This window comes from Aeribacillus sp. FSL K6-1305 (assembly GCF_038050115.1).
Taxonomy (GTDB): Bacteria; Bacillota; Bacilli; order Bacillales; family Aeribacillaceae; genus Aeribacillus; species Aeribacillus composti.
On record NZ_JBBOQV010000002.1, the window covers coordinates 1,091,452 to 1,114,835 of the forward strand.

The window sequence follows — 23,384 nt, forward strand, 5'->3', positions numbered from 1 at the left end:
GCGACGGCTTTGTCAAAAGCTTTAAAAAAACAATTGTTTTTTCGGTTTTCTTTCCTTTAAGAAAAAGAAAACCGCCGCCATGTGAGGGAGGTATATATGAGTCATTTGCTGCGAAAACCGAACAAGAAAGAAATCGAAAAGGGAGTAATAGTTGTTCATGAAGTAACATCAGAAAACTCTCCTTTGGAATATGTGGGATTTAAAGTCATCGATTTAGATCCGAACGCCAAATATTCGGAATTATTAGGAAACCAAGAATGCTGCATCGTCGCCTTAACGGGAAAAATTAATGTTTCAGTCGGTGATGAAAATTTCGAAAATTTAGGTACGCGGGAAAGTGTTTTTGAAAAGATCCCGACGGACAGCGTATATGTTTCCAATCAGCGCCATTTTGAGGTTGAAGGAGTAACAAAAGCGCGCGTTGCCTTATGCTATTCCCCGTCTGAACGTCAGCTGCCTACGAAATGGATTAAAGCAGAAAATGTAGGAATCGAGCATAGGGGGATACTTAACAATAAACGTTTTGTCCACAATATTTTGCCTGATTCAGATCCAAGTGCGAATAGTCTTTTAGTGGTGGAAGTGTTTACGGAAAGCGGCAATTGGTCAAGCTATCCTCCGCATAAGCATGACCGTGATAACTTACCAAATGAGTCGCTATTGGAAGAGACCTATTATCATGAAATGGATCCGCCTCAAGGATTCGTTTTTCAGCGAGTTTATACGGACGATCGTTCACTAGATGAAACGATGACAGTTGAAAACGGTGATGTTGTCATCGTGCCGAAAGGATATCATCCGGTCGGCGTACCAGACGGTTATACCTCTTATTATTTAAATGTTATGGCAGGCCCGAAACGGATTTGGAAATTTTACAATGACCCTGATCATGAATGGATATTGAAACGTTAAAAAATACAAGGAGCTGTTTATCAAAGATGAGATATGATTTCAATACCGACAGAGAATTTGACATCATTGCAATTGGCCGTGCATGCATTGATTTAAACGCTGTGGAATACAACCGTCCGATGGAAGAAACGATGACTTTTACAAAATATGTTGGAGGCTCTCCGGCTAATATTGCCATTGGCTGTTCAAAATTAGGGCTGAAGGCTGGATTCATCGGAAAAATTTCAGACGATCAGCATGGCCGTTTTATTGAGCAGTATATGCGCAATGTTGGGGTTGACACATCCCATATGGTCGTTGATCAGGAGGGGCATAAAACCGGATTGGCTTTTACAGAAATTAAAAGTCCGGAAGACTGCAGCATCTTAATGTATCGTGAAAATGTAGCAGACCTCTATTTGAAACCGTCCGAGGTAGATGAGGAATATATCAAAAGATCCAAAATTTTGCTTGTTTCCGGTACGGCGCTATCTAAAAGCCCTTCGAGAGAAGCTGTTTTGAAAGCGATCTCTCTGGCGAAAAAACATGATGTGAAAGTCATATTTGAATTGGATTATCGCCCGTACACTTGGATATCTACTGATGAAACTTCTGTTTATTATTCATTGGTGGCGGAAAAGGCAGACGTTGTGATCGGCACCCGCGACGAATACGATATCATGGAAGGAACAAAAGACGGGAAAAACGAAGAGACCGTTCGCTATTTGTTTCAGCATTCGCCGGACCTGATTATCATTAAGCATGGCGTTGAAGGCTCTTATGCGTATGCGAAATCAGGTGAAACATTTCAAGCGAATGCTTATCGGACAAAAGTATTAAAAACGTTCGGTGCAGGGGATGCATACGCTTCAGCCTTCTTGTATGCGCTAATTACAGGCAAGGACATTGAGACGGCTTTAAAATACGGGAGCGCCTCAGCAGCTATTGTCGTCAGCAGACACAGCTCTTCTGATGCAATGCCGAAAGCAGAAGAAATCGAACAACTCATTGCCGAAAGATCTTAATTGAATACGATCAGGGGTGAAAAAGATGGGAACTATCCGGCTGACAACAGCTCAAGCTTTAATCAAATTTTTAAACCAACAATACATTCACGTTGACGGTAAAGAATTTCCCTTTGTGGAAGGAATCTTCAATGTGTTCGGACATGGCAATGTTTTAGGAATTGGTCAGGCGCTTGAGCAAGATCCCGGCCATTTAAAAGTAATTCAAGGGAAAAATGAACAAGGAATGGCGCATGCAGCCATTGCTTACAGCAAACAAATGCTTCGGCAAAAAATATTTGCCGTCACCACGTCGGTTGGACCGGGGTCGGCCAACTTGGTCGCGGCAGCGGGTACAGCTCTTTCCAATAATATTCCCGTCCTTCTGCTCCCTGCAGATACGTTTGCTACCCGCCAGCCTGATCCTGTTTTGCAGCAAGTGGAACATGAATATAGTACGGCGGTGACAACCAATGATGCGCTCAAGCCCGTATCAAGATATTGGGATCGGATCACACGCCCTGAACAGTTGATGTCAAGTTTAATCAGAGCTTTTGAAGTGATGACAGATCCGGCCAAAGCGGGTCCTGCGACCATCTGCATTTCGCAAGATGCCGAAGGGGAAGCGTTTGATTTTGATGAGAAATTTTTTGAAAAACGGGTGCACTATCTTGACCGCAAATTGCCGACCGATCGAGAGCTAAAGGGAGCTGCAGAATTAATAAAATCAAGCAAAAAACCACTTATCATTGTGGGCGGCGGTGCAAAATATTCCCAAGCGAGGGATATTTTAATCAAGCTTTCCGAGAAGCATGATATTCCGCTTGTCGAAACGCAAGCCGGAAAATCGACAGTCGAATCAACATTTAAAAATAATTTGGGCGGAATCGGAGTAACCGGAACATTAGCTGCCAATAAAGCGGCTAAAGAAGCGGATTTGATTATTGGAGTGGGAACAAGATATACAGATTTTACGACTTCGTCGAAAACAGCGTTCAATTTTGAACAGGCAAAGTTTTTGAACATTAATGTCAGCCGTTTGCAGGCCTATAAAATGGATGGTTTTCAAGTAGTCGCAGATGCCAAAACAACTTTGGAGCTGTTATTCCCGCTGTTGGACGGGTATAAAAGCGAATTCGGAGATCAAATTGTCGAATTAAAAGAGGAGTGGCTGAGAGAGCGCGACCGTTTAAGCAAGATAGTGTTTGACAGGGAAAACTTTACACCGGAAATAAAAGATCAGTTTTCCCAAGAAGTGCTGAATGAATATGCAGATGCGTTAAATACAGAATTGGCGCAAACCACTGCATTATTGGCGATTAATGAAGCGGTTTCGCCTGACAGTATCATCATCGGTTCAGCTGGTTCATTGCCTGGAGATCTTCAACGCTTATGGCATTCAACAGAACCTAACACATACCATATGGAATACGGGTATTCGTGTATGGGATATGAAGTGTCGGGTGCTTTAGGAATCAAGCTTGCGCAGCCTGACAAAGAAGTTTATGCCATGGTCGGCGACGGCAGCTTCCTCATGCTGCATTCTGAATTGGTTACAGCCATTCAATATAATCATAAAATTAATATTTTGCTGTTTGACAACTCAGGATTTGGCTGTATTAGCAACCTGCAAATGGGCAATGGAATGGGAAGCTATTATTGCGAATTCCGAACACATGACAATCAAATCATGAACATTGATTATGCAAAAGTGGCTGAAGGCTACGGAGCCAAAACTTACCGTGCCAATACAGTCGAAGAACTGAAAGCAGCGTTAGAAGATGCCAAGAAACAAAATGTATCTACTTTAATAGAAATGAAAGTGCTTCCAAAGACCATGACAAATGGCTATGAAAGCTGGTGGCATGTAGGGGTTGCGGAAGTCTCGGAGAAGGAAAGTGTGCAAAAAGCATTTAAAGAAAAACAAGAAAATTTAAAAACTGCCAAACAATATTAAAGAAGGAGACAAACAATGGGAGAGCAAGACATCTTATGGGGAATTTCGCCGATCGGCTGGCGCAATGATGATATACCGGAAATCGGAGCTGAAAATACGTTGCAGCACCTTTTAAGCGACATTGTTGTCGCAGGTTTTGAAGGCACCGAAGTCGGCGGCTTTTTCCCTGAGCCGAAAGTGTTAAACAAGGAATTGAAGCTGCGAAACTTAAAAATAGCAGGACGGTGGTTTAGCAGTTTTATTATCCGCGACGGCATAGAAGAAGCTAAACGGGCTTTCCATCAGCATTGTCAATACTTGTATGAAGTTCATGCAGATGTGGCAGTAGTTTCTGAGCAGACTTACAGCATTCAAGGTACCGATAAAAATGTTTTTTCTGAAAAGCCGCACTTTACAGATGCCGAGTGGACCCAATTGTGCGAAGGTCTGAACGAACTGGGAAAAATCGCTGTGCAGTACGGTTTGAAATTAGTTTATCACCATCATATGGGAACGGGGGTTCAAACCCTTCCGGAGATTGATCGGTTAATGGAAAACACTGATGCAAACTACGTGCACCTGCTCTATGACACAGGCCACATCTATGTTTCAGATGAAGATTGCCAGCAGCTATTAAACAAGCATATTGACCGCATAAAACACGTGCACTTTAAAGATGTAAGAAAAAAGATAATGGAGGAGTGCAAAAAAGAAGGAAAATCATTCATGAATTCCTTCTTAAGCGGAATCTTTACGGTACCAGGGGATGGCTGCATTGATTTTACCGTACTTTATCAAAAACTATTGGACCATCAATACAAAGGATGGATTATCGTTGAAGCCGAACAAGATCCGTCAATAGCCCATCCATTGGAATACGCTTTAATTGCTCGTAAGTATATAAATGAAAAATTATTAAACAACTCTTAAGCAGGGCATGGGGGATGAAACAAACAACAGTTTCGCTCTTTAAAAAAATGTCACCCGTTAATCGAAACAATCGATTCGTAACTTTGATTGTAATGGGATGGTGGGCGGTCATGATTTTACCTTTGCCGTTCAGAAAATTTTGTGAAAGGTGATCAAAATGGAAAAAGTAAAGTGGGGAATTATGAGTGCAGCTAATATTGCTTACGAGCAGCTTCTTCCTGCCCTGAGACAATCCTCTCGTTCCGAAGTTGTAGCGATTGCGAGCAGAAGCAAAGAAAAAGTCGCCCGATTCAATATTCCAAAGGTTTATAGTGATTACGATCAATTGTTAGAAGATGAATCGATAGATGTAGTTTATATTCCTCTTCCAAATGCCCTGCACGCCGAATGGGCAATAAAAGCTGCACAGAAGGGAAAGCATATTTTAGTAGAAAAGCCTGCAGCTGTTAGTACGAAAGAATTATTGAAGGTTCAGGAAGCTGTAGAGCAAAACAACGTAATTTTTATGGAAGCCTTTATGTATCAATTCCATAAACAACATGCACGTGTAAAGGATTTATTGGCTTCGGGAATGATCGGAAACATATTGCATGTAAAATCACATTTTTCTTGGAGTTTGCAAGACCGGAACGATATTCGTTTAAACCCCGCATTAGGCGGAGGAGCTATGTGGGATGTCGGGTGTTACGGAGTTCATGCGATGAGCCAGATCATCGGAATAAAACCAGAGAAAGTTGTTATGTTGGGGGAAGTTGACCCTGAACATAAAGTGGATATGTTATCAACTTGTATTTTTGTAGATGAGTTTGGAAGAACAGCCGAAATTACCGCCAGCATGAAGCTGCCATTTATTAATCGGTATGAAATTATAGGAGAGCGCGGGACCATTTTAGTAGATTCCTCTTTTCGGCCTGATGTGTCATCAGATCAAAAGGGAAAAGTAATTGTAAAAGATGACAATAACGAAATAATACTGTTTGAAACATATAAAGATAATCAGTATTTCAATCAAGTGGAGCATGTAAATGATTGCATTATCAACGGAAAACAACCAGTTTATGGAATCCGAAATTCTATTCAAGTTATTCATTATATAGAAAAAGGTTATGAATCTTTGCGCAATCAATCCGTAGTAACAAGTCTAAATAAATTTTAGGAAGGTAATGAGAATGAACAGAAAAATTCGCTGTGCAGTGATCGGGCTAGGACGTCTTGGATATTGGCATGCCGTAAACGTTAAGACAAAAATCCAATCCGCTGAACTAGTATACATTTGTGATAGAAATGAAGAGCTTGCCAAAAAAGTTTCCATAGAATTAGATGTTCCTAACTTCACTACAAATCCAAGTGATATTTTTTCCAATGATCGGATTGAGGCTGTTATCATTGCTTCTCCTACGAGTACGCATTTTGAACTGTTGAAGGAAGCAGCTTTTAGCAATAAAGCAGTTTTTGTTGAAAAACCGCTTGTCAGCAATTTAGACGAAGCGAAAGAAATTTTTGCAATAATGAAGCGGCATAACACAATTTGTCAGGTCGGCTTTATGAGACGGTTCGATCCAGCATACGCTGAAGCCAAAAAAAGAATTTTAAGAGGAGATATCGGAAAACCAATTTATTTTCGGGGAATTTCCCGCGATCCAGCATCGCCTCCTGAAGAATTTATAAAAAATAGCGGCGGTATATTTATTGATATGGCCATTCATGATTTTGACATTGCAAGGTATTTAATGGAATCAGACGTTGAAGCAGTATCAGCTCACGGCAAAGTTTTAAAATATCCGTTTATGTCCAAATATCAAGATGTGGATCAATCTCTCTGTTATTTAGAATTTGAATCGGGAGCCGTTGGTGACGTTGAATCCAGTAGAAATGCCCATTATGGCTATGATATACGTGCGGAAGTAATAGGTACGGAAGGAACGATTTTTATTGGCGGCTTGCGTCAACATAACATTCAAGTTTTGACCAGTTCTGGCGCAGTTCATGATATTGTTCAAGATTTTCCGACTAGATTTAAAGACGCCTATTATCTCGAGCTGGAAGACTTTTTCAATGCTTTACTAGAGGGGTATCAACCTAAAGTAACTGTTGAAGATGGAGTAAAAGCTCAAGAAATTGCTGTTGCGGCACAAGAATCGTTTTTTAAGCAAGAAAAAGTTTCCTTGAAAACATCTAAAATATTATGATTTTGTCTTCAGAATAGCTGTTGATTCTCTTAATAGATTAGTTCCTATACGCAGAGAAAGGAGGAAAAAACATTGGCTAGTGCTGAAGGAAGCTTACTGGTGATGAAGGGCATTAAAAAAAGCTTTTCAAATAATCATGTTTTGAAGGGCATTGATTTTGAAGTGAAACCTGGGGAAGTTCATGTGCTGTTAGGTGAAAATGGGGCTGGTAAATCAACGTTGATTAAAATTTTGACGGGAGCCTATCAAAAAGATGAAGGAGAAATTTATTGGGAAGGCCAGCCGGTTCAAATCAGCTCACCTTTGGATGCCATGCAACTTGGAATAGCAACGATATACCAAGAACTAAACGTGATTCCAGAGCTGAAAGTCTATGAAAATATATTTTTAGGCCGGGAAATTAAAGGGAATGGAAAATTTTCATTTATCAACCACAAACAAATGAAAGAAAGCGCGAAGCAATTTTTGCAGATGCTTGGACAAGATCCAGCTATTGCAGAGCAGCCGCTCGGTTACTTAGGAATAGGTCAGCAGCAGCTAGTTGAAATTGCGAAAGCTCTTACTTTAGATGCGAAATTAATTATCATGGACGAACCAACAGCGAGTTTGAGCCAGTCGGAGGTAGAACAGTTATATAAAACGGTCGAACAATTAAAAGAAAAAGGAATTGCTATCATATTTATTTCTCATAGACTTGAAGAAATTAAACGAATTGGCGATCGAATCACTATTTTAAGAGACGGCTTTAAAATCGATACACTTCCAGTAAAGACAACGAGCACGGATCATTGGATTGAATTGATGGTAGGTAGAACTCTTGAAGAAAAATATCCAAAACAAACCTTTACGTTAGGGGAAGAAGGCTTTCGAGTCGAAGATTTAAAAGTTAGCGGCTTTAAAGAACCTGTCAGCTTTAGTATTCGCCGCGGCGAAATTGTCGGTATTTCCGGGCTTGTTGGTGCCGGCAGAACGGAGCTGGCAAGAGCCATTTTTGGTGCAGATAAAAAGGAAAAAGGGAAGATCTATGTTGACGGAAAATTAGTCGACATTAAATCACCTAGGGACGCCATCTCTGCCGGAATAGCCTTTATTACAGAGGATAGAAAAAGTGAAGGTTTGCTGCTGGATCAACCGTTATACATGAACATTGTCCTTGCTAATATGGATAACTTTAGAAAAAAGAGCAAATTAATAGATTTGAAAAAAATCAAGCAGGGAGCCATGGACTATGTAAAAGAATTGAAAATCCGCCCGGGAAATATTGAACTGAATGCAAGAAAGCTGAGCGGAGGAAACCAGCAAAAAGTCGTTATAGCCAAATGGCTTTGTACAAAAGCGAAAGTCTTTATATTTGATGAACCGACACGTGGTATCGACGTTGGCGCTAAAGTGGAAGTATATCGGTTGATGAATCAATTAGTTGAAAATGGAGCCATCGTTTTAATGATTTCATCTGATTTGCCAGAAATTTTAGGAATGTGCGATCGCGTACTGGTGATGTCTGAAGGAAAAATAACAGCAGACTTTCCTATAAATGAAGCTACGCAAGAGAAGATTATGAAAGTGGCTACAGGAGGGAGTAATTGATGAGAGAGTTAGCGGTGAACAGCTCGGAAACGAATGTTGAAAAGAAATCTGTCAAGCATTACCTTAGTAAGTTTGGCGCTCTGATCGGGCTTATCATTTTATGTACAGTTCTCACGATTCTATCGGATAAGTTTTTAACCATCAACAACATCATGAATATCGCCAGACAGTCATCCATTAATGCATTGTTGGCTTTAGGGATGCTCTTGCCGATTTTGACTGCAGGTATCGACTTATCGGTCGGATCCATTTTAGCTATTTCAATCATGTTAATGGGGATTGTTTCAGTTAATATGGGCATGCATCCCATTTTAGGAATTCTTGTTTGCTTATTAGTAGGATGTTTTTTTGGGTGGCTAAACGGAATATTGCTGACAAAGCTTAAATTGCCTCATCCGTTTATTTCTACTCTTGGAACAATGAACATAGCACGTGGTTTAGCGTTGATTGTAACAGCAGCTGCACCTATTGCCGGCTTCCCATATTTAATTCAATTTTTGGGGAGAGAATTTGTCGGTCCAATTCCTGTGAGTTTTTTGCTAGTTATCGTGATGTATATCATTTTCCATATATTTTTAACTAGAACAAAAACCGGAAGATATATTTATGCAATTGGAGGAAATAAAGAAGCAGCTCATTTATCCGGAATCAATGTTGATCGTGTTCTTGTCATTGTTTATACGATCAGTGGTTTTATGGCATCGCTGGCAGGATTAGTTATGGTAGGAAGAGTAAATTCTGCCTTCCCGCTAGCAGGTTTATCATATGAATTGGATGCTATTGCAGCGGTAATTATTGGCGGAGCAAGCTTTTTTGGTGGAGTTGGAACAGTTTGGGGAACTCTGATAGGAGCTTTAATTATTGCTGTGTTGAGAAATGGCCTTAACTTATTGAATGTTTCAGCCGATTTTCAAATGGCAGTCATAGGATTTGTTATTATAGCGGCTGTTTATGTAGATGTGATTAGACAGAGAAAAAGCAAGAAAGACTAACTTTTTCAAAAATAGTGTTAATATTTAAAAATTTATTTATAAATTCAAGGGGGATGATTTTATGAAAAAATGGGTGAAATCTTTAGGTGTTGTAGCAATGGCTGCTAGCATGATTATTGCATCCGGATGTGGGGGTGAAAAATCTTCAGGGGGAAGTAGTGAGAAAGAAGGTAACGAATTAGAAGGTAAAACAATATCAGTCGTTTTAAAAACGTTAAGCAGCCCATATTGGAAATATGTAGAGGCTGGTGCGAAAGCAGCTGGAAAAGAATTGGGTGTTGAAGTAAATGTTGTAGGACCAGCTTCAGAGTCTCAAGTGATCGAACAAGTAAATATGATTGAGGACCAAATCAATCAATCGCCGGGGGCATTAGTTGTTTCGCCAACTCAGCCTTCAACTGTTGTTCCTTCACTAGAACAGGCTACACAACAGGGCATTCCTGTATTGCTCATTGATACAGACGCAGAACTGAAAGATAAAACAACATTTATTGGAACAGAAAACTTCACAGCTGGTCAGGAAGCTGGAAAATTGCTTGCATCAATGTTGAATAAAGGGGATGAAGTAGCTCTTATTAGCGGTGCTCTTGGGAACACTGCAACAGATGAGCGTATAAAAGGAGCCAAAAAAGCTTTAGAAGATGCTGGGATGAAAGTAGTAGCTGAACAACCGGCAGATAGTGATAAATCAAAAGCGATGTCAGTAATGGAGAATATATTACAGAACAATAAAAATATTAAAGGTGTATTTGCTGCAAACGATGATATGGCACTTGGAGTGCTCCGGGCAGTTGAAGCTAAAGGAATGAAAATCCCGGTCATTGGCACAGACGGTACAGTTGAAGCTGTTGAATCGATTATAGCCGGAAAATTAGCCGGAACAATTGCTCAAAGCCCTTATGACATGGGATATTTAGGAGTTGAAAATGCAATTAAAGCTATAAAAGGTGAAAAAGTTGAAAAAAGAATTGACAGCGGCATTGATGTCATCACAAAAGAAAATGCGCAAGAAAAATTAGAATTCTTGAAAAGCATTACGAAAGAATAAATTTTTGTTAACTGATGAAAAGATGGTTGTTCGCAACAACAAGTCTGTCGGACACGTAAAACCATTAAATAGCTCGAGCTTCTTCAGCTCGAGCTCATTAATATAATGATCCTTTATTTACTTAAATAAAAAACTTTTAATGATGAGCAAGCAGATTTCATCATGCCAAATGATGGTCATTTTCTTGGTGAAAATGGAGGAGATCGGAACATGATAAACATTGGAATTATTGGAGCAGGGAGAATCGGGCGGCTGCATGCAGAAAACATGCAGCATATACCAAATGTAAAGATTAAAGGAATATCGGATGTAATGATTGCTCAAATGGAAGATTGGGCAAAAGAAAAGAACATTTCAATAGTTACGGATAATTATGAGGATCTTTTACGTGATCCGGAAATCCATGCCATTTTTGTTTGCTCTCCAACTACTACGCATGCCGAAATTATTAAAAAGGCTGCGGCGGCCGGTAAGCATATCTTTTGTGAAAAACCGGTTAGTTTTTCAGTTGAAGAAACAGTAGAGGTAATTAATGAAGTTGAAAAGGCTGGCGTCAAATTTCAAGTAGGATTTAACAGACGCTTTGACCCGAATTTTAAAAGGCTACACGATCTTGTTCAACAAGGACAAATTGGAACACCTCATATTTTAAAAATTACTTCAAGGGATCCAAAACCGCCAACCATTGATTACGTGCGGACTTCAGGCGGTTTATTTATGGATATGATGATCCACGATTTCGATATGGCTCGTTATATTGTAAACAGTGAAGTAGTTGAAGTTTTTGCTCAAGGAGCCGTTTTAATTGATTCAGAAATTGGCAAAGCCGGTGATATCGACACGGCGGTTGTAACACTAAAATTTGAAAATGGTGCATTAGGTGTCATTGATAATAGCAGACAGGCCGTTTATGGATATGATCAGAGGGTAGAAATTTTTGGAGATAAAGGGGCGGCAACTGCTGATAATTGCCGGCCGACAACAGTTGAATTATCAACATCTGACCATGTTGTGAAGGATAAACCGCTCTATTTCTTTCTTGAACGTTATTCTGAAGCCTATATTGAAGAAGTTAAGCAATTTGTTCATGCTTGCATGGATAATGAATCTGTTTTGTGCAGTGGATTTGATGGCTTGCAAGCACAAAGAATTGCCAAAGCTGCGCAAGAGTCATTTGAAAAAGGAGTACCGGTGAAAGTCGAGTTTTAACAAACCATTTAAGAAAAAAATTCGTTGTTTTTCATTGAAGATTTTGTATAGAAAACGTAATAGCAAGTACAGATTTTCCCCAGAAAATAGTCGGTATAGGAAAAGGATGATGAATAAATGCCTTTAGTGACAATGCGAGAGATTTTCGCAAGTGCAGAAGAGGATAATTTTGGAATCGGTGCATTTAGTGTTGCAAATATGGAAATGGTTATGGGGGCGATCCAAGCGGCAGAGGAATTAAGATCGCCCATTATATTGCAAATTGCCGAAGTTCGTTTGAAGCATTCTCCACTTCATTTAATCGGCCCATTAATGGTTGAAGCTGCGAAACAATCTGTTGTCCCAGTAGCAGTTCATTTTGATCACGGTTTAACTTATGAAAAAATCAAGCAGGCACTTGATATCGGCTTTACATCTGTCATGTATGATGGATCACATTTACCTTTAAAAGAAAATATAGAAAAGACAAAAGAAATTGTTAAACTGGCGAACTTCTACGGTGCAACCGTTGAAGCTGAGATTGGAAGAGTCGGAGGAAGCGAAGATGGGTCAGAAGATATCGAAATAACTATTACAGGGGTTGAAGAAGCTGAGAAATTTGCTGAAGAAACAAAAGTAGATGCATTAGCAATTGCAATCGGGAACGCCCACGGCGTATATAAAGGTGAACCAAATTTGCGGTTTGACCGTTTGAAGGAAATTGATGAGCGAGTTGAAATACCGCTTGTATTGCACGGTGGATCGGGAATCGAAGAGAATGATTTTAAAGAATGCATTAAGTTAGGAATTAGAAAAATTAATGTTGCTACTTCAACCTTCAACAATGTTATCAATCATATAAATAAAAATGTCCAATCTTCTTGCTATACAGATTATTTTGTGTTTCATCAAGATGTTATCCGTGCCGCATATGAAAATGTCAAATACCATATTGAGATTTTCGGAAGCTCCAATCGAATAGAAAAATTGATGCAAAAAATATAGTTTTCTGTACGCTTATTCCCAAAAGATTTATTCCTGCCGGGGAATCGAAAAGCTCATCCAAGAAAATATTGAGAAACTGGCGGCTTTTTCTTTACCCATGCTGAAAACAGTCACAGGATATGGCAGTGAAGAAAACTATATACAGTTGGTGTTGAGAAAGAGCCTCGATTTGATTTTCTGATTTCTTATGGCACCTACGTACAAGAACAACACACAAATACAAAAAGACATCAAAATTGCGAAAAACTGGACGTATTGTGAGCAAGATAATTGTTTTATCTGCCCAAATGGAAGGAAAGTTGCGTTTAAAAAATACCAAAACAAAAAGGACCCGTCTGGTTATGAACAAAGCTTCAAAATCTATGAATGTGAAGACTGTAGTCATTGCCCTCTAAAATCAAAATGCACGAAAGTGAAAGGGAACTGTAAAATTATTACAATAAAAGGATATGTAGGGTGCATGTAATAAAATTGACCACTTTTTTGAGAACTGGTCTATAGAATAAGTGAGGACTACTTCCTTACTAAGAAGAAAGGAGCATTCCTGTTAGAAGTTTTTTCGGGGACTTGAATAAAAAAAGCCCTCTTGGTATGATTCGGGGGTGTCAATCGCACGAATTGACCCCTAATTTGGATACCAAGGAGGACTATACATGAATTCTATCTCAAACAAGAAGATTAATCAAGTCACCGATCAAACGCTCGTCGTTGGCATGGATATCGCGAAAAAGAAGCATTACGCCTGCTTTGTGGATGAGCGAGGGAGGGTGCTGAAAAAATCGTTTCCCGTTCCGCAATCCAGAGAAGGGTTGGAATGGTTGTACCAGTGCATCGTGAAAGCGATGGAGGAATTTGAAAAAACGGAAGTGATCGTTGGCATCGAGCCAACGGGACATTATTGGCTCAATCTCGCTTACTTTCTTGACGAGAAGGGCATTCCTCTCGTCATGACAAACCCGATGCACGTGAAGCGCTCCAAAGAGCTGGACGACAATCTTCCAACCAAGCATGATGCGAAAGACGCGCTCGTCATTGCCCGGTTAGTGAAAGACGGCCGATTCAGCTATCCGCGCATTCTGAAAGGGATGGAGGCCGAACTGCGCGTGGGAGCGACATTTCGCTCCAAATTGGTGGAAGAACAGGGAGCGATTCGAAATCAAATGATTCGCTGGCTTGATCGATATTTTCCGGAGTTTTCCCAAGTCTTCCCGTCATTTGGGAAAATGGCGCTCGCGGTGCTGGAATATACGCCATTTCCGAGTGATCTGGCAGGAAAAGAACTAGAAGAGGTGCTGGCCCTTTACCGGCAAAGTGAGGGATTACAATCGCCACAAAAGCCGAAAGCGAAGAAGTTGATGGAATTGGCCCAACACTCCATTGGCGTAACGGAAGGACAACAGATGGCCCGTATCGAAATCGCCACGCTTGTCCGCCGATATCGCCAGCTGGAAAAAGAGATCGAGGCATTGACAGAACAGCTGATTGAACTCGTACAGACATCGGTCGAGTACGAATGGTTGAAGACCGTTCCGGGCTTAGGCGATGCGACCATCGTAGAATTGTTATCAGAGATCGGGAGTTTCTCCCATTATCAGGATCCGCGGCAGCTTATCAAATTAGCGGGCCTGACGCTGCGGGAACATTCCTCCGGCCAACACAAAGGGCAAAAACGGATCTCCAAGCGTGGAAGAAGGCGGTTGCGCGCCCTCCTCTTCCGCGTGATGATGCCGATGATCCGCCACAACGAAGCGTTTCGACAGTTACATGAATATTACACGACACGGCCCGATCATCCGTTGCGCAAGAAGCAATCCATTGTGGTGTTATGTGGGAAATTACTGAAGGTACTGCACGCTGTGTGTACGAAGCACCAGGCGTTCGATGCGAAGCGAATGATGCAGGACATCTTTGGTCTCGAAACGGCGGCTTGATGCCTGCATGCCTTACGATTCCCTAGACAACAAGGATGACACGGAGAAGCCGGCACGATATCATCCATTCGACCTTGAGTCCCTAAAGGAGCTTCGCCAGCCTCTGCCTGATGACTAGACCGAACGAAGGAATGTAGGCACAAGGATGCCCAGAGACATGGGAGGGTTCGTCATCATCAGCGATGCAGAGATCCAAGGTGCATTCCATACATTTACCACCATTACAACCAAATTAAACCAGTAGTGGCAGCGAAGCGCACCCACCCAATGTCATATATATACAGATTTGAGAAACAAAGTTAGAAAACGTGTCGAAAAAAATTTTTTTGACACCCCTGAAACGGCTACAACCGTTGATATATCAACATTTATAGAGGGAGGTTTATTATGGGAATTTTAAGCGATAATCCAAAAGAAGAGCCAATGCACTACGGAGAAATATTTGGCGTATGGTCGTATTTACAAACGGCTAAAGGATTTGTTGCCGGATATCCGGTTTAGTTTGTTACCAAACTAGGGATTCTTTGGCTGAGAATGGCAATATCAAGGTGTTTATGACTTCGTAATTAATCGTACTTGGCTGTTCTCGGATATGCGGAATTTACAAACCTATATGAATAAACAGAAACGTTAATAAAACGTCATATAAAGCTTCATGTTCTTACTTTTACAGACAGATTCTCTATGCCAATACGAAAAACGTTGCTCTGAAACATCGTCCAATTCAATTTAACTGGACACATTTTGGAGATTTTCAGCGTGAAGAAAATCCGATTGTATTAGCGGATCGAATTCTTTTCCGGCTGACTTGATTACACCGGCTAACAATCAAAAGGGTTATTTGAACTTGAGACTGGCTATAATCTTTCCTTTCCATCCGTGTGTCGGAGCAGGTAAAATAGATGATCGATGGAAATTATCGAAAAAAGAATGAAGGTGGAAGAAGTTGATTAAAAAGGAATTAAATGATAAGTGAAAATTTTTAAAAAACGCACCTGAAAAAAAGATGGAAGTTTTCCTTTCAGGTGCGGAATGTCATTTTTAATGCTTCTATCAAATGTACAATAAACACGTATCCATCATAAGTGTAAGCAAAATTTATGAAATTCCGGCAGCTTCGGCCAAATATTCGACTAGATGCAATGCCCGCACAGAATCAGACAGTTTTTCGCGTTCGATACCAAGCTTCATCTGTATGAGACATCCTGGGTTGGTCGTAATCACGACTGATGCTCCGGTCGCTTTCGTATGCTTCATTTTCTCATCAAGGATGTCCATTGAGGCATCATAGTTAATAATATTATAGATTCCTGCTGAACCGCAGCACATGTTTGCTTGCTCCATCTCAACAAAATTAATTCCTGAAATACTTTTTAGAAGGTTTAAAGGCTCCTCAGTCACTTTTTGAACATTGGTCATATGACACGAAGGCTGATATGTGACTCGTTCTTCCGGATTTGACCGAAGATTAGGCAGTCCGCCGCAAGCGACTAGCACTTGGCTGATTTCTCTTGATTTTGCAGTGAACGCAGCCGCTCTATCAGCCCATTCTGGATCATCTGCGAGCAGGTGGTCATATTCATGCAGCATAGCTCCGCATCCTCCGGCATTATTCACAATAAAATCAACGTTCTCTTGTTCAAATGCGGCGATGTTTTGTTTTGCGAGACGCTTGGCTTCCTCTATTTCACCAGAGTGCGCATGCAGTGCGCCGCAGCATGTCTGATTAGGGATGACAATGACATCACAACCCGCTTCTGCAAGCAGCTGTACAGACAACCGGTTGATGCGATGGAACATAGCATCCATGATACATCCGGTGAAAAATGCAACTGTATATTTTTTTTCACCTTTTGCTTTCGCTTTGGAAGGAGCTTGTTTACGCTCTGCTGGTGAAACTGCCTGAGACATTGTCGCTTCGAATTCACCTAAATGATAAGGCAGCTTTTTCATAATACCAGTTTTGCGCATCGCTTTTTGCAATCCGCTTTTCTCATAAAGCCAAAACGTATTGCCGATCACATTCATGGCTGTTTTACTAGGGAATACGTTCTGAAACATTGTCTTTCTCAGCAGACGAACAGGAGCTTTAAATCTCTTTCGTTTCACAAGTGCAGCCCTTGCTGATTCAAGGATGGAACCATATTCCACTCCAGTCGGACAAGCCGTTTCACAAGCCCGGCATCCAAGGCATAAATCCAACGGCTCTTCAAGCACTGATAGATCCGTGATTTTTCCTTCGCCAACCATTTTGACTAAATTAATACGTCCGCGCGGTGAATGTGTTTCTATTCGCGTAGTTACATATGTCGGGCAGACGGGCAGACAATAACCGCACTGTACACAGCTGTTCGTTTTATTATATTGAAATTCTTCCCTTAGTTCTTCAAGAGATTCTTTCATGTTAACTCAACTCCAATTTCTGCCCCTTTTCGGGGAAAATTTTTCCTGGATTCATGATGTTATTTGGATCCCAAACTTTTTTAATCCGCTTCATCATATCCAGACCGACTGGTCCTAATTCCATTTCCATAAAAGGAGCCTTCATAGTTCCGATGCCGTGTTCGCCTGAAAGCGTTCCGCCAAGTTCAACTGCTGCTGTGAAAATTTCAGCGACAGCTTGTTCTACGCGGCGCATTTCTTCTTTGTCGTTTTTGTCGCAAATAATGTTTGGATGCAGGTTGCCATCACCTGCGTGACCGAATACGACGAGGTGAATATTATATTTATCTCGAATTTCCTGCAATCTTGCGCACATTTGAGGTATTTTGCTTCGTGGTACGGTGGCATCTTCTGAAATTTTGGTCGGTTTTATACGTACGATAGCCGGAGATACCAGCTTTCGAGCTTTCCAGATCTCCGCTTTTTCCGCTTCATTTTTTGGAATGCGAACAGCTCTTGCTCCGACAAGATAACATAGTTCCGCTGCTTGTTTGATCTCATCCTTTAAAGCTAAAGGATGGCCGTCGAGCTCAATGAGAATAATCGCTTCTGCATCTACAGGTAGCCCTAAAGGCTCGTAATTTTCGACCGCCACAATCGAAGCTTGATCCATTAACTCCATTTTGGCAGGCAAAATACCTGACGATAAAATTTTTGAAATGGCGCTTCCCGCATCAACAAGGCTGTCAAATACCGCCATAATGGTTTCGGAAGCGGGCGGCTTTGGAAGAAGGCGCAAAATTGCTTTTGTAATGATGCCTAAGGTTCCTTCTGATCCGACAATGAGTTTTGTTAAATCATAACCGGTTACATTTTTTACAGTGCGTCCGCCAGTATGAATGATTTCACCCTCAGGAGTGATAACCTCCAAACCAATCACATAATCTTTCGTTACTCCGTATTTTAATCCTCTTGGACCTCCAGAGTTCTCAGCTAAATTTCCGCCAATAGTAGACACATGTGAACTGCTTGGATCTGGAGGATACATTAATCCTTTTTTCTCGGCTGCTTTGTGAATATCCGCTGTTAATACTCCCGGGGATACAACGGCGATTAAGTCTTCTTCATGAATTTCAAGTACATCATCTAATACCGATAAATCCAATACCATACCGCCTTTGACAGGCAGCGGGCCACCGCTTAATGATGTGGCTTGACCGCGAGGATAAACTGGGATTTTCTCGCGATTGGCAAGCTTCACAAGGGATGCTAATTCTTCCACGCTCTTTGTTTGAATGACCACATCCGGCAGAAATGTTCCGAAAGAGCCGTCGAATGAATAGCTGAAACGGTCGCTCTCATCAGTGAGTACTTTACCGGTTTTAACTATTGATTTAATCTCTTCAATATGACTCGGTGTAACTACCTTCATATGAATCTCTCACTTTCCAATTTTCTATATCGTATAATCTCTTAAAAGCAGACTTAATTTTTTCTCAGCATTTTTTAAATGGATGAGACATTGGATTTTGGCGAGGTCCGGTTCTTCTGCTTCGATTGCTTGTAAAATATTGTAATGTTCTTGATATACAGCTTTTCGTTTTTGTTTTAACTCCACGTTAGGTCGCAACGTAATCTTTAATGTTTTTTCATAAAGAGAGGATAGATTTTCAAGTGTTTGAATTAAAACTGGATTATGTGTAGCCAAAATAATCGAACGATGGAATTCGATATCGGCCTCTGTTGAAATGTCTCCTTCTTCTAAAGATTCATTTTCCATTGTTTTTAAAATTCGTTTCATTTGCTCTAGCTGTTCAGGTGTACGTCGGAGTGCTGCTAAATATGCTGCTTCCGGCTCCAAAATTTTTCTCATTTCAAATAAATATTTAATGCTGTCCACATCATCGCTCTCAATTCGAATACGCTGTAATAATGATGAATTTGTTGATTCTTCTACATAACTCCCGCCGCCTTGACGCGAGGAAATGACACCTGCTGCACGCAGCATACTTAAAGCCTCGCGAATAGGTACTCTACTTACACCGAATTGAGCAGCCAACTCCATTTCTGTCGGCAGCTTAGAGCCTGGTGGAAATTTTCCGATTTCAATTTGTTTCAATAATTCACGAGATATCATTTGTGAAACTTTTTCTTTTTTGGCCATGACTTCCTCTCCTTTCGTAGTTCTAAAATAGGGAATGGACGAAAATTGTATAACAAATTTATTGATTTATATAACAAATTTATAATAATTTTTCAGTAATTTTTTTGAAATTTTAATTTACAACACGCTATTTTATGATTATAACTCAACTTTCGCAGCTCAATTTTGGTAAATAAGCCTTGATATAATTAGGCAAAACTACAATCCATTTACGTAATTGACTTTCGATGAATTTTTTAATCTTTTGATTTACATTTTGAAGTGCATCTTCAAGAATTTCAATGAGTAGTTGAAGTGCAAAGGCCCAATCTAGTTCATCGATTTCATCACAAAGTTCATAAAAAATGCCGCCTAATGTTCGATAATCTGTACTTACTCGGTTTTGCCAAGACAAAACAATGTACCTTGTAAACACAATAGTGGTATGGCTGATCATGGAATCATAAGATCTTCCTTGGAACTCTTTTTGGAGTTTCAATAAGGATTTGACTGTTTTGAAGAATACTTCAATATCCCAACGTATCCCATAAATACGAATGATTTCTTGATCCGATAAAGTACAGTCTGTACTCAAAATAGCTAGCCACTGTCTCTTTTTATTACGATTACGGACAAATACCACTTTAACAGGTACGCCATTTGCCATCGTTGTGTGAATAGAGCGCAAAATACCCTTTTGATGTTGTGATGGTTTAGCTGTTTGGTATAGTTTTTTTAGGCTCACCCATTCACCGTTCACTTGATATCTTTGTTTTGTATCCTTCACCATTCCAATAACATCCAACCCTTGATCCACAATGGACTTGATCAAAGGCTGTTGGGTAAACCATGTATCCATTAAAACGTATGAGGCATCGATTCCTTGAGAAAGTGCCCGTTTAATCATATTGGGAATAACTTCCGGCGCTTTTTGTAAAGCTTCGACACGCCGCTTATAACCGGATGTACGCTTATCGATTCGGTTATCAATCCCATTGATTTGGGAATTCGTAGAGCTTAATAAAGCAAAATCAATAGGCAAAAATGTAGCACCATCTGACCAGCCGAGTGTAAGCATACGAAATCCTTTGTAATAACGCATTTTTTGAGAAGAATGATCGAAACAGCGAGCAAGCAGTTCAACCTTTTTACTGCGATTTCGTTCATAAGATGAGTCGTCCACGATCAGCACTTTCGGACGGTCGTGTCTCGTTAAACTACTTACCTTCATAATGGTGAAAGTACTCAAAACAAGTAAAAACCTGCGCCAATTGTATTGAGGGTTATTTAAGAAGCGATAAATAGCGTTTTTTTCCGGCAAATCTTTAGCTTTTTTACTTTGAAGAAGTCGAAACAAATTTTTGCCTTCAAAAACTAAACTAAAAACTAGCTGGAATAAATAGGCGCAGGAATAACCGAAACCCTTGTTAATTCCCACTTTCCTTAAATATTTTAAGATTTCAAGTTCATCAAATATAGCTTTTACTTCTTTTGGTAGTTGATTGTTCAGTCTGTTATTCGTTATCATAATAAGAGACACCTCACCTGCTTTTGGTAATGTTTTTTCTGGACAATTAAACTATACCAAAAGTTGAGGTGTTTTTTTTGCAAATTTTTATGTCAAGAAGTATTCGAAACAACCAACAAACCCATTAACCGTAAGGCTTAGAAATCCAATTTACTGTGAGAAAGTTGAGATTATAATAATCAAAAAAAATAAAAAACACAAGACATACAACGAAATTTGTATTACTAATTTGTATTACAAATAACAAATTATTAGAACATGTTATTTACATTAGGATCCAACACAAGATGGGGAACCTTTATATTAGCCTGAGAATGTAAACACTTACATTTTTATAAGATTTTTGGCCTTCAGCCTGTGAAATTTAAGATGTGTTGATTCCTAATTGTAAATAAAGTGAAGTAACGTCGTTTCAATAATTTTCGGAACATTTACTTCATTCAATCTATACAGTTTTTTCTATATTCATTTTAAATTTAGGGGGAGTGGGTATGGTGAATGACGCAGTATCTTTGGAAAAGCAAACAGTGCGAAAAGTAACAAGGAGGATTATTCCATTTGTATTTTTCCTTTATATTATTTCGTATTTGGACCGGGCTAACATTGGTTATGCCGCTTTGGAGATGAATGATGCCCTTGGTTTGACCAGCCAGGTTTTCGGTCTGGCAACTGGTATATTCTTTATCGGCTATTTTCTTTTTGAAGTACCAAGTAATATTTTGATGGAGAAGTTTGGCGCCCGTGTCTGGATTGCGCGAATCCTCATTACATGGGGAATTATATCGATGGCGACTGGGTTTGTACAGGAAGCAAGTCATCTTTACATTATTAGATTTTTGCTCGGTGTTGCAGAAGCTGGCTTTTTCCCGGGAATTGTTTTGTACTTAACATATTGGTTTAGGGCAAAAGATCACGCAAAAACCATTGCCATGTTAATGAGTGCGATTCCTGTATCATATATTATCGGTGCTCCACTTTCGACATGGATTATGGACAACATTCATTGGTTCAATGTTGAAGGCTGGCGCTGGATGTTTTTAATTGAAGGTGCTCCGGCTGTGATTTTTGGGATCGTGACCCTATTTTATTTAGCGGATAAACCAGAGGATGCAAAATGGCTCACCGAAGAAGAAAAGAATTGGCTAATTGCTGAATTGGAAAAGGAAAGAGTAAAAGAAGCAGATGGCAAAAAGGGTTCTGCAAAGCATAGCGGACATATAGAAGCTCTTCGTGATGCAAAAGTGTGGTACTTTGCCATTATTTATTTTGTTTATATTGCCGGTACTCTTGGTGTCAGTTACTGGATGCCGCAGATTATTGATGGAATGTCAGCGTCTTTATCTAATACACAAATTGGTCTAATTGCTACCATTCCTTATATTGTTGCTACTATTGCCATGAACTGGTGGTCAGCCCGCTCTGACCGCAAAGGAGAAAGATGGCTTCATGCTGCCTTGCCGCTCTTGGTAGGGGCAATAACATTGATAGGCGCTGGAGTAACACTCCAACCTGTATTGGGCATGTTATTCATCACTTTATCACTTACAGGCATGTATTGTTATAAAGGTCCTTTTTGGGCGCTGCCTACAACAATGCTTAATCCAGCAAAAGCAGCTGTTGGGATAGCTGTAGTAAATTCGATTGGCAATCTTGGCGGTTTTATCGGTCCATATGCAGTAGGAGCATTGAAAGATTTGACGGGAGGAACAAGTGCCGGGTTGTATTTCTTAAGCGGCTTACTTGTGTTTGCTTTCTTTATGTTACTTGTCAAACGAGAAAAACCTAGAGCTGACATCCAAAAACAAGCAGTATAAGTGATGTCTGGCACTGCTCGAAGAGGAAAAGGACAAGGGAGAAAATTCCTTATCCTCAGGCTGTCGAGAAACTTCGACAGCCATTATTTTTATTTATAATCTTTATCAGTTTACCGTGTTAATTTATTATAATATTAGTTAGGAGGATAATAACCATATGAACTACAAATAAAGAGAGTTAAAATGAATATAAATTTGTTGTATTGAGGAACTTGTACCGGAAGATCACCTTTTACGAAAAATAGATCAATACATATATCACTGAAAAGGTTAAGGATTTGTATTGCCCGGATAACGGAAGACCTTCTATTGAGTCTGTTCTCGGTCCGTTAGAGTTTCGGAAGCATTGGAATTTGGCATCGTCGGTTTGAACGATTCGATTCCTGCTGTCGCCCAAGCGCCATTTGGAGGCGTGAAAGAGAGCGGAATAGGCCGAGAAGGGGGACACCATGGAATAGACGAATATTTAGAAGTTAAGTATATTTCGATGGGTGTTTAAACGGGTCTAATGCAAAAGGAAGATAAATAGATAAGAAGCAGATTCATCCGTTTAGGGCAGCAGCCTGAACAGCTTTTCTGCACATTTTTGGCATAGCAGCCCTTGATGAATCTGCTTTTATTATTCATTTTTACAAATTGGACGGAAAAGGAATTTTCCTTCTTTAAGTGCAGCCGCCGAAAGATGTCTTGTAAAAAATTTTTAATAGACGATGCGAAGAATGAAACATAAATTGATGTGGGGTCATACTTGGGCTTCCTCGAATTCGAGTCAGCGGTCTACAATACATTGAATGGAAAAAATGAATGTACAACAAT

Annotated in this window: 18 protein-coding genes and 2 pseudogenes; 16 read left to right on the top strand and 4 right to left on the bottom strand. The window is 40.1% G+C overall.

Translation table 11 applies throughout. The features are described 5' to 3' along the window. The first annotated feature begins 96 nt into the window (after positions 1-96). The 14 genes and pseudogenes from iolB to NST97_RS19355 all read left to right on the top strand — a co-directional run. Positions 97-912 (top strand): 5-deoxy-glucuronate isomerase, encoded by an 816-nt coding sequence (iolB, locus tag NST97_RS15180; protein ID WP_130158047.1) that lies wholly within the window; start codon positions 97-99, stop codon positions 910-912. A 26-nt stretch (positions 913-938) separates the two neighbouring features. Next, positions 939-1,916: a 5-dehydro-2-deoxygluconokinase gene (gene iolC / locus NST97_RS15185; RefSeq protein WP_063387633.1), complete on the top strand. Its 978-nt coding sequence runs from the start codon at positions 939-941 to the stop codon at positions 1,914-1,916. A 25-nt stretch (positions 1,917-1,941) separates the two neighbouring features. Beyond that, a complete protein-coding gene (gene iolD / locus NST97_RS15190; RefSeq protein WP_066248127.1) occupies positions 1,942-3,852 on the top strand; it encodes a 3D-(3,5/4)-trihydroxycyclohexane-1,2-dione acylhydrolase (decyclizing) in 1,911 nt (636 codons plus the stop codon). A gap of 15 nt (positions 3,853-3,867) precedes the next feature. Further along, on the top strand, positions 3,868-4,761 hold the full coding sequence (gene iolE, locus NST97_RS15195) for a myo-inosose-2 dehydratase (RefSeq protein ID WP_063387631.1): 894 nt from the start codon (positions 3,868-3,870) through the stop codon (positions 4,759-4,761). 157 nt (positions 4,762-4,918) lie between these two features. Then, on the top strand, positions 4,919-5,917 hold the full coding sequence (locus NST97_RS15200) for a Gfo/Idh/MocA family protein (RefSeq protein WP_341343402.1): 999 nt from the start codon (positions 4,919-4,921) through the stop codon (positions 5,915-5,917). Between the two features lie 13 nt (positions 5,918-5,930). Further along, positions 5,931-6,950 (top strand): inositol 2-dehydrogenase, encoded by a 1,020-nt coding sequence (iolG, locus tag NST97_RS15205; RefSeq protein WP_094245025.1) that lies wholly within the window; start codon positions 5,931-5,933, stop codon positions 6,948-6,950. Between the two features lie 102 nt (positions 6,951-7,052). After that, positions 7,053-8,537: a sugar ABC transporter ATP-binding protein gene (locus NST97_RS15210; RefSeq protein WP_341343563.1), complete on the top strand. Its 1,485-nt coding sequence runs from the start codon at positions 7,053-7,055 to the stop codon at positions 8,535-8,537. Then, positions 8,537-9,529 carry an ABC transporter permease gene (locus NST97_RS15215; protein ID WP_063387628.1) on the top strand — a complete coding sequence of 331 codons (993 nt, stop codon included), beginning with the start codon at positions 8,537-8,539 and terminating at the stop codon, positions 9,527-9,529. Before NST97_RS15210 ends, NST97_RS15215 begins: the two co-directional genes overlap by 1 nt. Positions 9,530-9,590: 61 nt before the next feature. Beyond that, entirely contained in the window at positions 9,591-10,577 is a 987-nt protein-coding gene (locus NST97_RS15220; protein WP_117017312.1) for a sugar ABC transporter substrate-binding protein, read from the top strand. A gap of 210 nt (positions 10,578-10,787) precedes the next feature. After that, positions 10,788-11,786 carry an inositol 2-dehydrogenase gene (iolG, locus tag NST97_RS15225; RefSeq protein WP_063387650.1) on the top strand — a complete coding sequence of 333 codons (999 nt, stop codon included), beginning with the start codon at positions 10,788-10,790 and terminating at the stop codon, positions 11,784-11,786. Between the two features lie 117 nt (positions 11,787-11,903). After that, positions 11,904-12,770, top strand: coding sequence for a class II fructose-bisphosphate aldolase (locus NST97_RS15230; protein ID WP_063387626.1), 867 nt, complete (start codon positions 11,904-11,906; stop codon positions 12,768-12,770). A 187-nt stretch (positions 12,771-12,957) separates the two neighbouring features. Then, positions 12,958-13,236 carry a transposase gene (locus NST97_RS19350; RefSeq protein WP_445206695.1) on the top strand — a complete coding sequence of 93 codons (279 nt, stop codon included), beginning with the start codon at positions 12,958-12,960 and terminating at the stop codon, positions 13,234-13,236. Between the two features lie 187 nt (positions 13,237-13,423). After that, entirely contained in the window at positions 13,424-14,701 is a 1,278-nt protein-coding gene (locus tag NST97_RS15235; RefSeq protein ID WP_341343403.1) for an IS110 family transposase, read from the top strand. Between the two features lie 387 nt (positions 14,702-15,088). Beyond that, positions 15,089-15,193 (top strand): annotated as a pseudogene (locus NST97_RS19355) (DUF3231 family protein); the annotation flags it as partial. Positions 15,194-15,799: 606 nt separating this feature from the next. Here NST97_RS19355 and NST97_RS15240 read toward each other — a convergent pair. The 4 genes from NST97_RS15240 to NST97_RS15255 all read right to left on the bottom strand — a co-directional run bounded on the left by NST97_RS15240 (position 15,800) and on the right by NST97_RS15255 (position 20,754). Next, positions 15,800-17,104, bottom strand: a complete 1,305-nt coding sequence (locus tag NST97_RS15240; RefSeq protein ID WP_341343404.1) for a (Fe-S)-binding protein — start codon at positions 17,102-17,104, stop codon at positions 15,800-15,802. A 1-nt stretch (position 17,105) separates the two neighbouring features. Next, positions 17,106-18,515, bottom strand: a complete 1,410-nt coding sequence (locus tag NST97_RS15245; protein ID WP_339229733.1) for an FAD-binding oxidoreductase — start codon at positions 18,513-18,515, stop codon at positions 17,106-17,108. A gap of 24 nt (positions 18,516-18,539) precedes the next feature. Further along, positions 18,540-19,247, bottom strand: a complete 708-nt coding sequence (locus NST97_RS15250) for a FadR/GntR family transcriptional regulator (RefSeq protein WP_063387623.1) — start codon at positions 19,245-19,247, stop codon at positions 18,540-18,542. Positions 19,248-19,392: 145 nt separating this feature from the next. After that, complete coding sequence (locus tag NST97_RS15255) at positions 19,393-20,754, bottom strand: IS4 family transposase (RefSeq protein ID WP_094245809.1); 1,362 nt, start codon at positions 20,752-20,754, stop codon at positions 19,393-19,395. Between the two features lie 491 nt (positions 20,755-21,245). Between NST97_RS15255 and NST97_RS15260 the strand changes: the two genes are divergently transcribed. Both NST97_RS15260 and NST97_RS15265 read left to right on the top strand, forming a co-directional pair. Beyond that, positions 21,246-22,568 carry an MFS transporter gene (locus NST97_RS15260; protein ID WP_339195645.1) on the top strand — a complete coding sequence of 441 codons (1,323 nt, stop codon included), beginning with the start codon at positions 21,246-21,248 and terminating at the stop codon, positions 22,566-22,568. Positions 22,569-22,902: 334 nt separating this feature from the next. After that, positions 22,903-23,067: pseudogene (locus NST97_RS15265) on the top strand (aldehyde dehydrogenase family protein); the annotation flags it as partial. Positions 23,068-23,384: the final 317 nt, after the last annotated feature.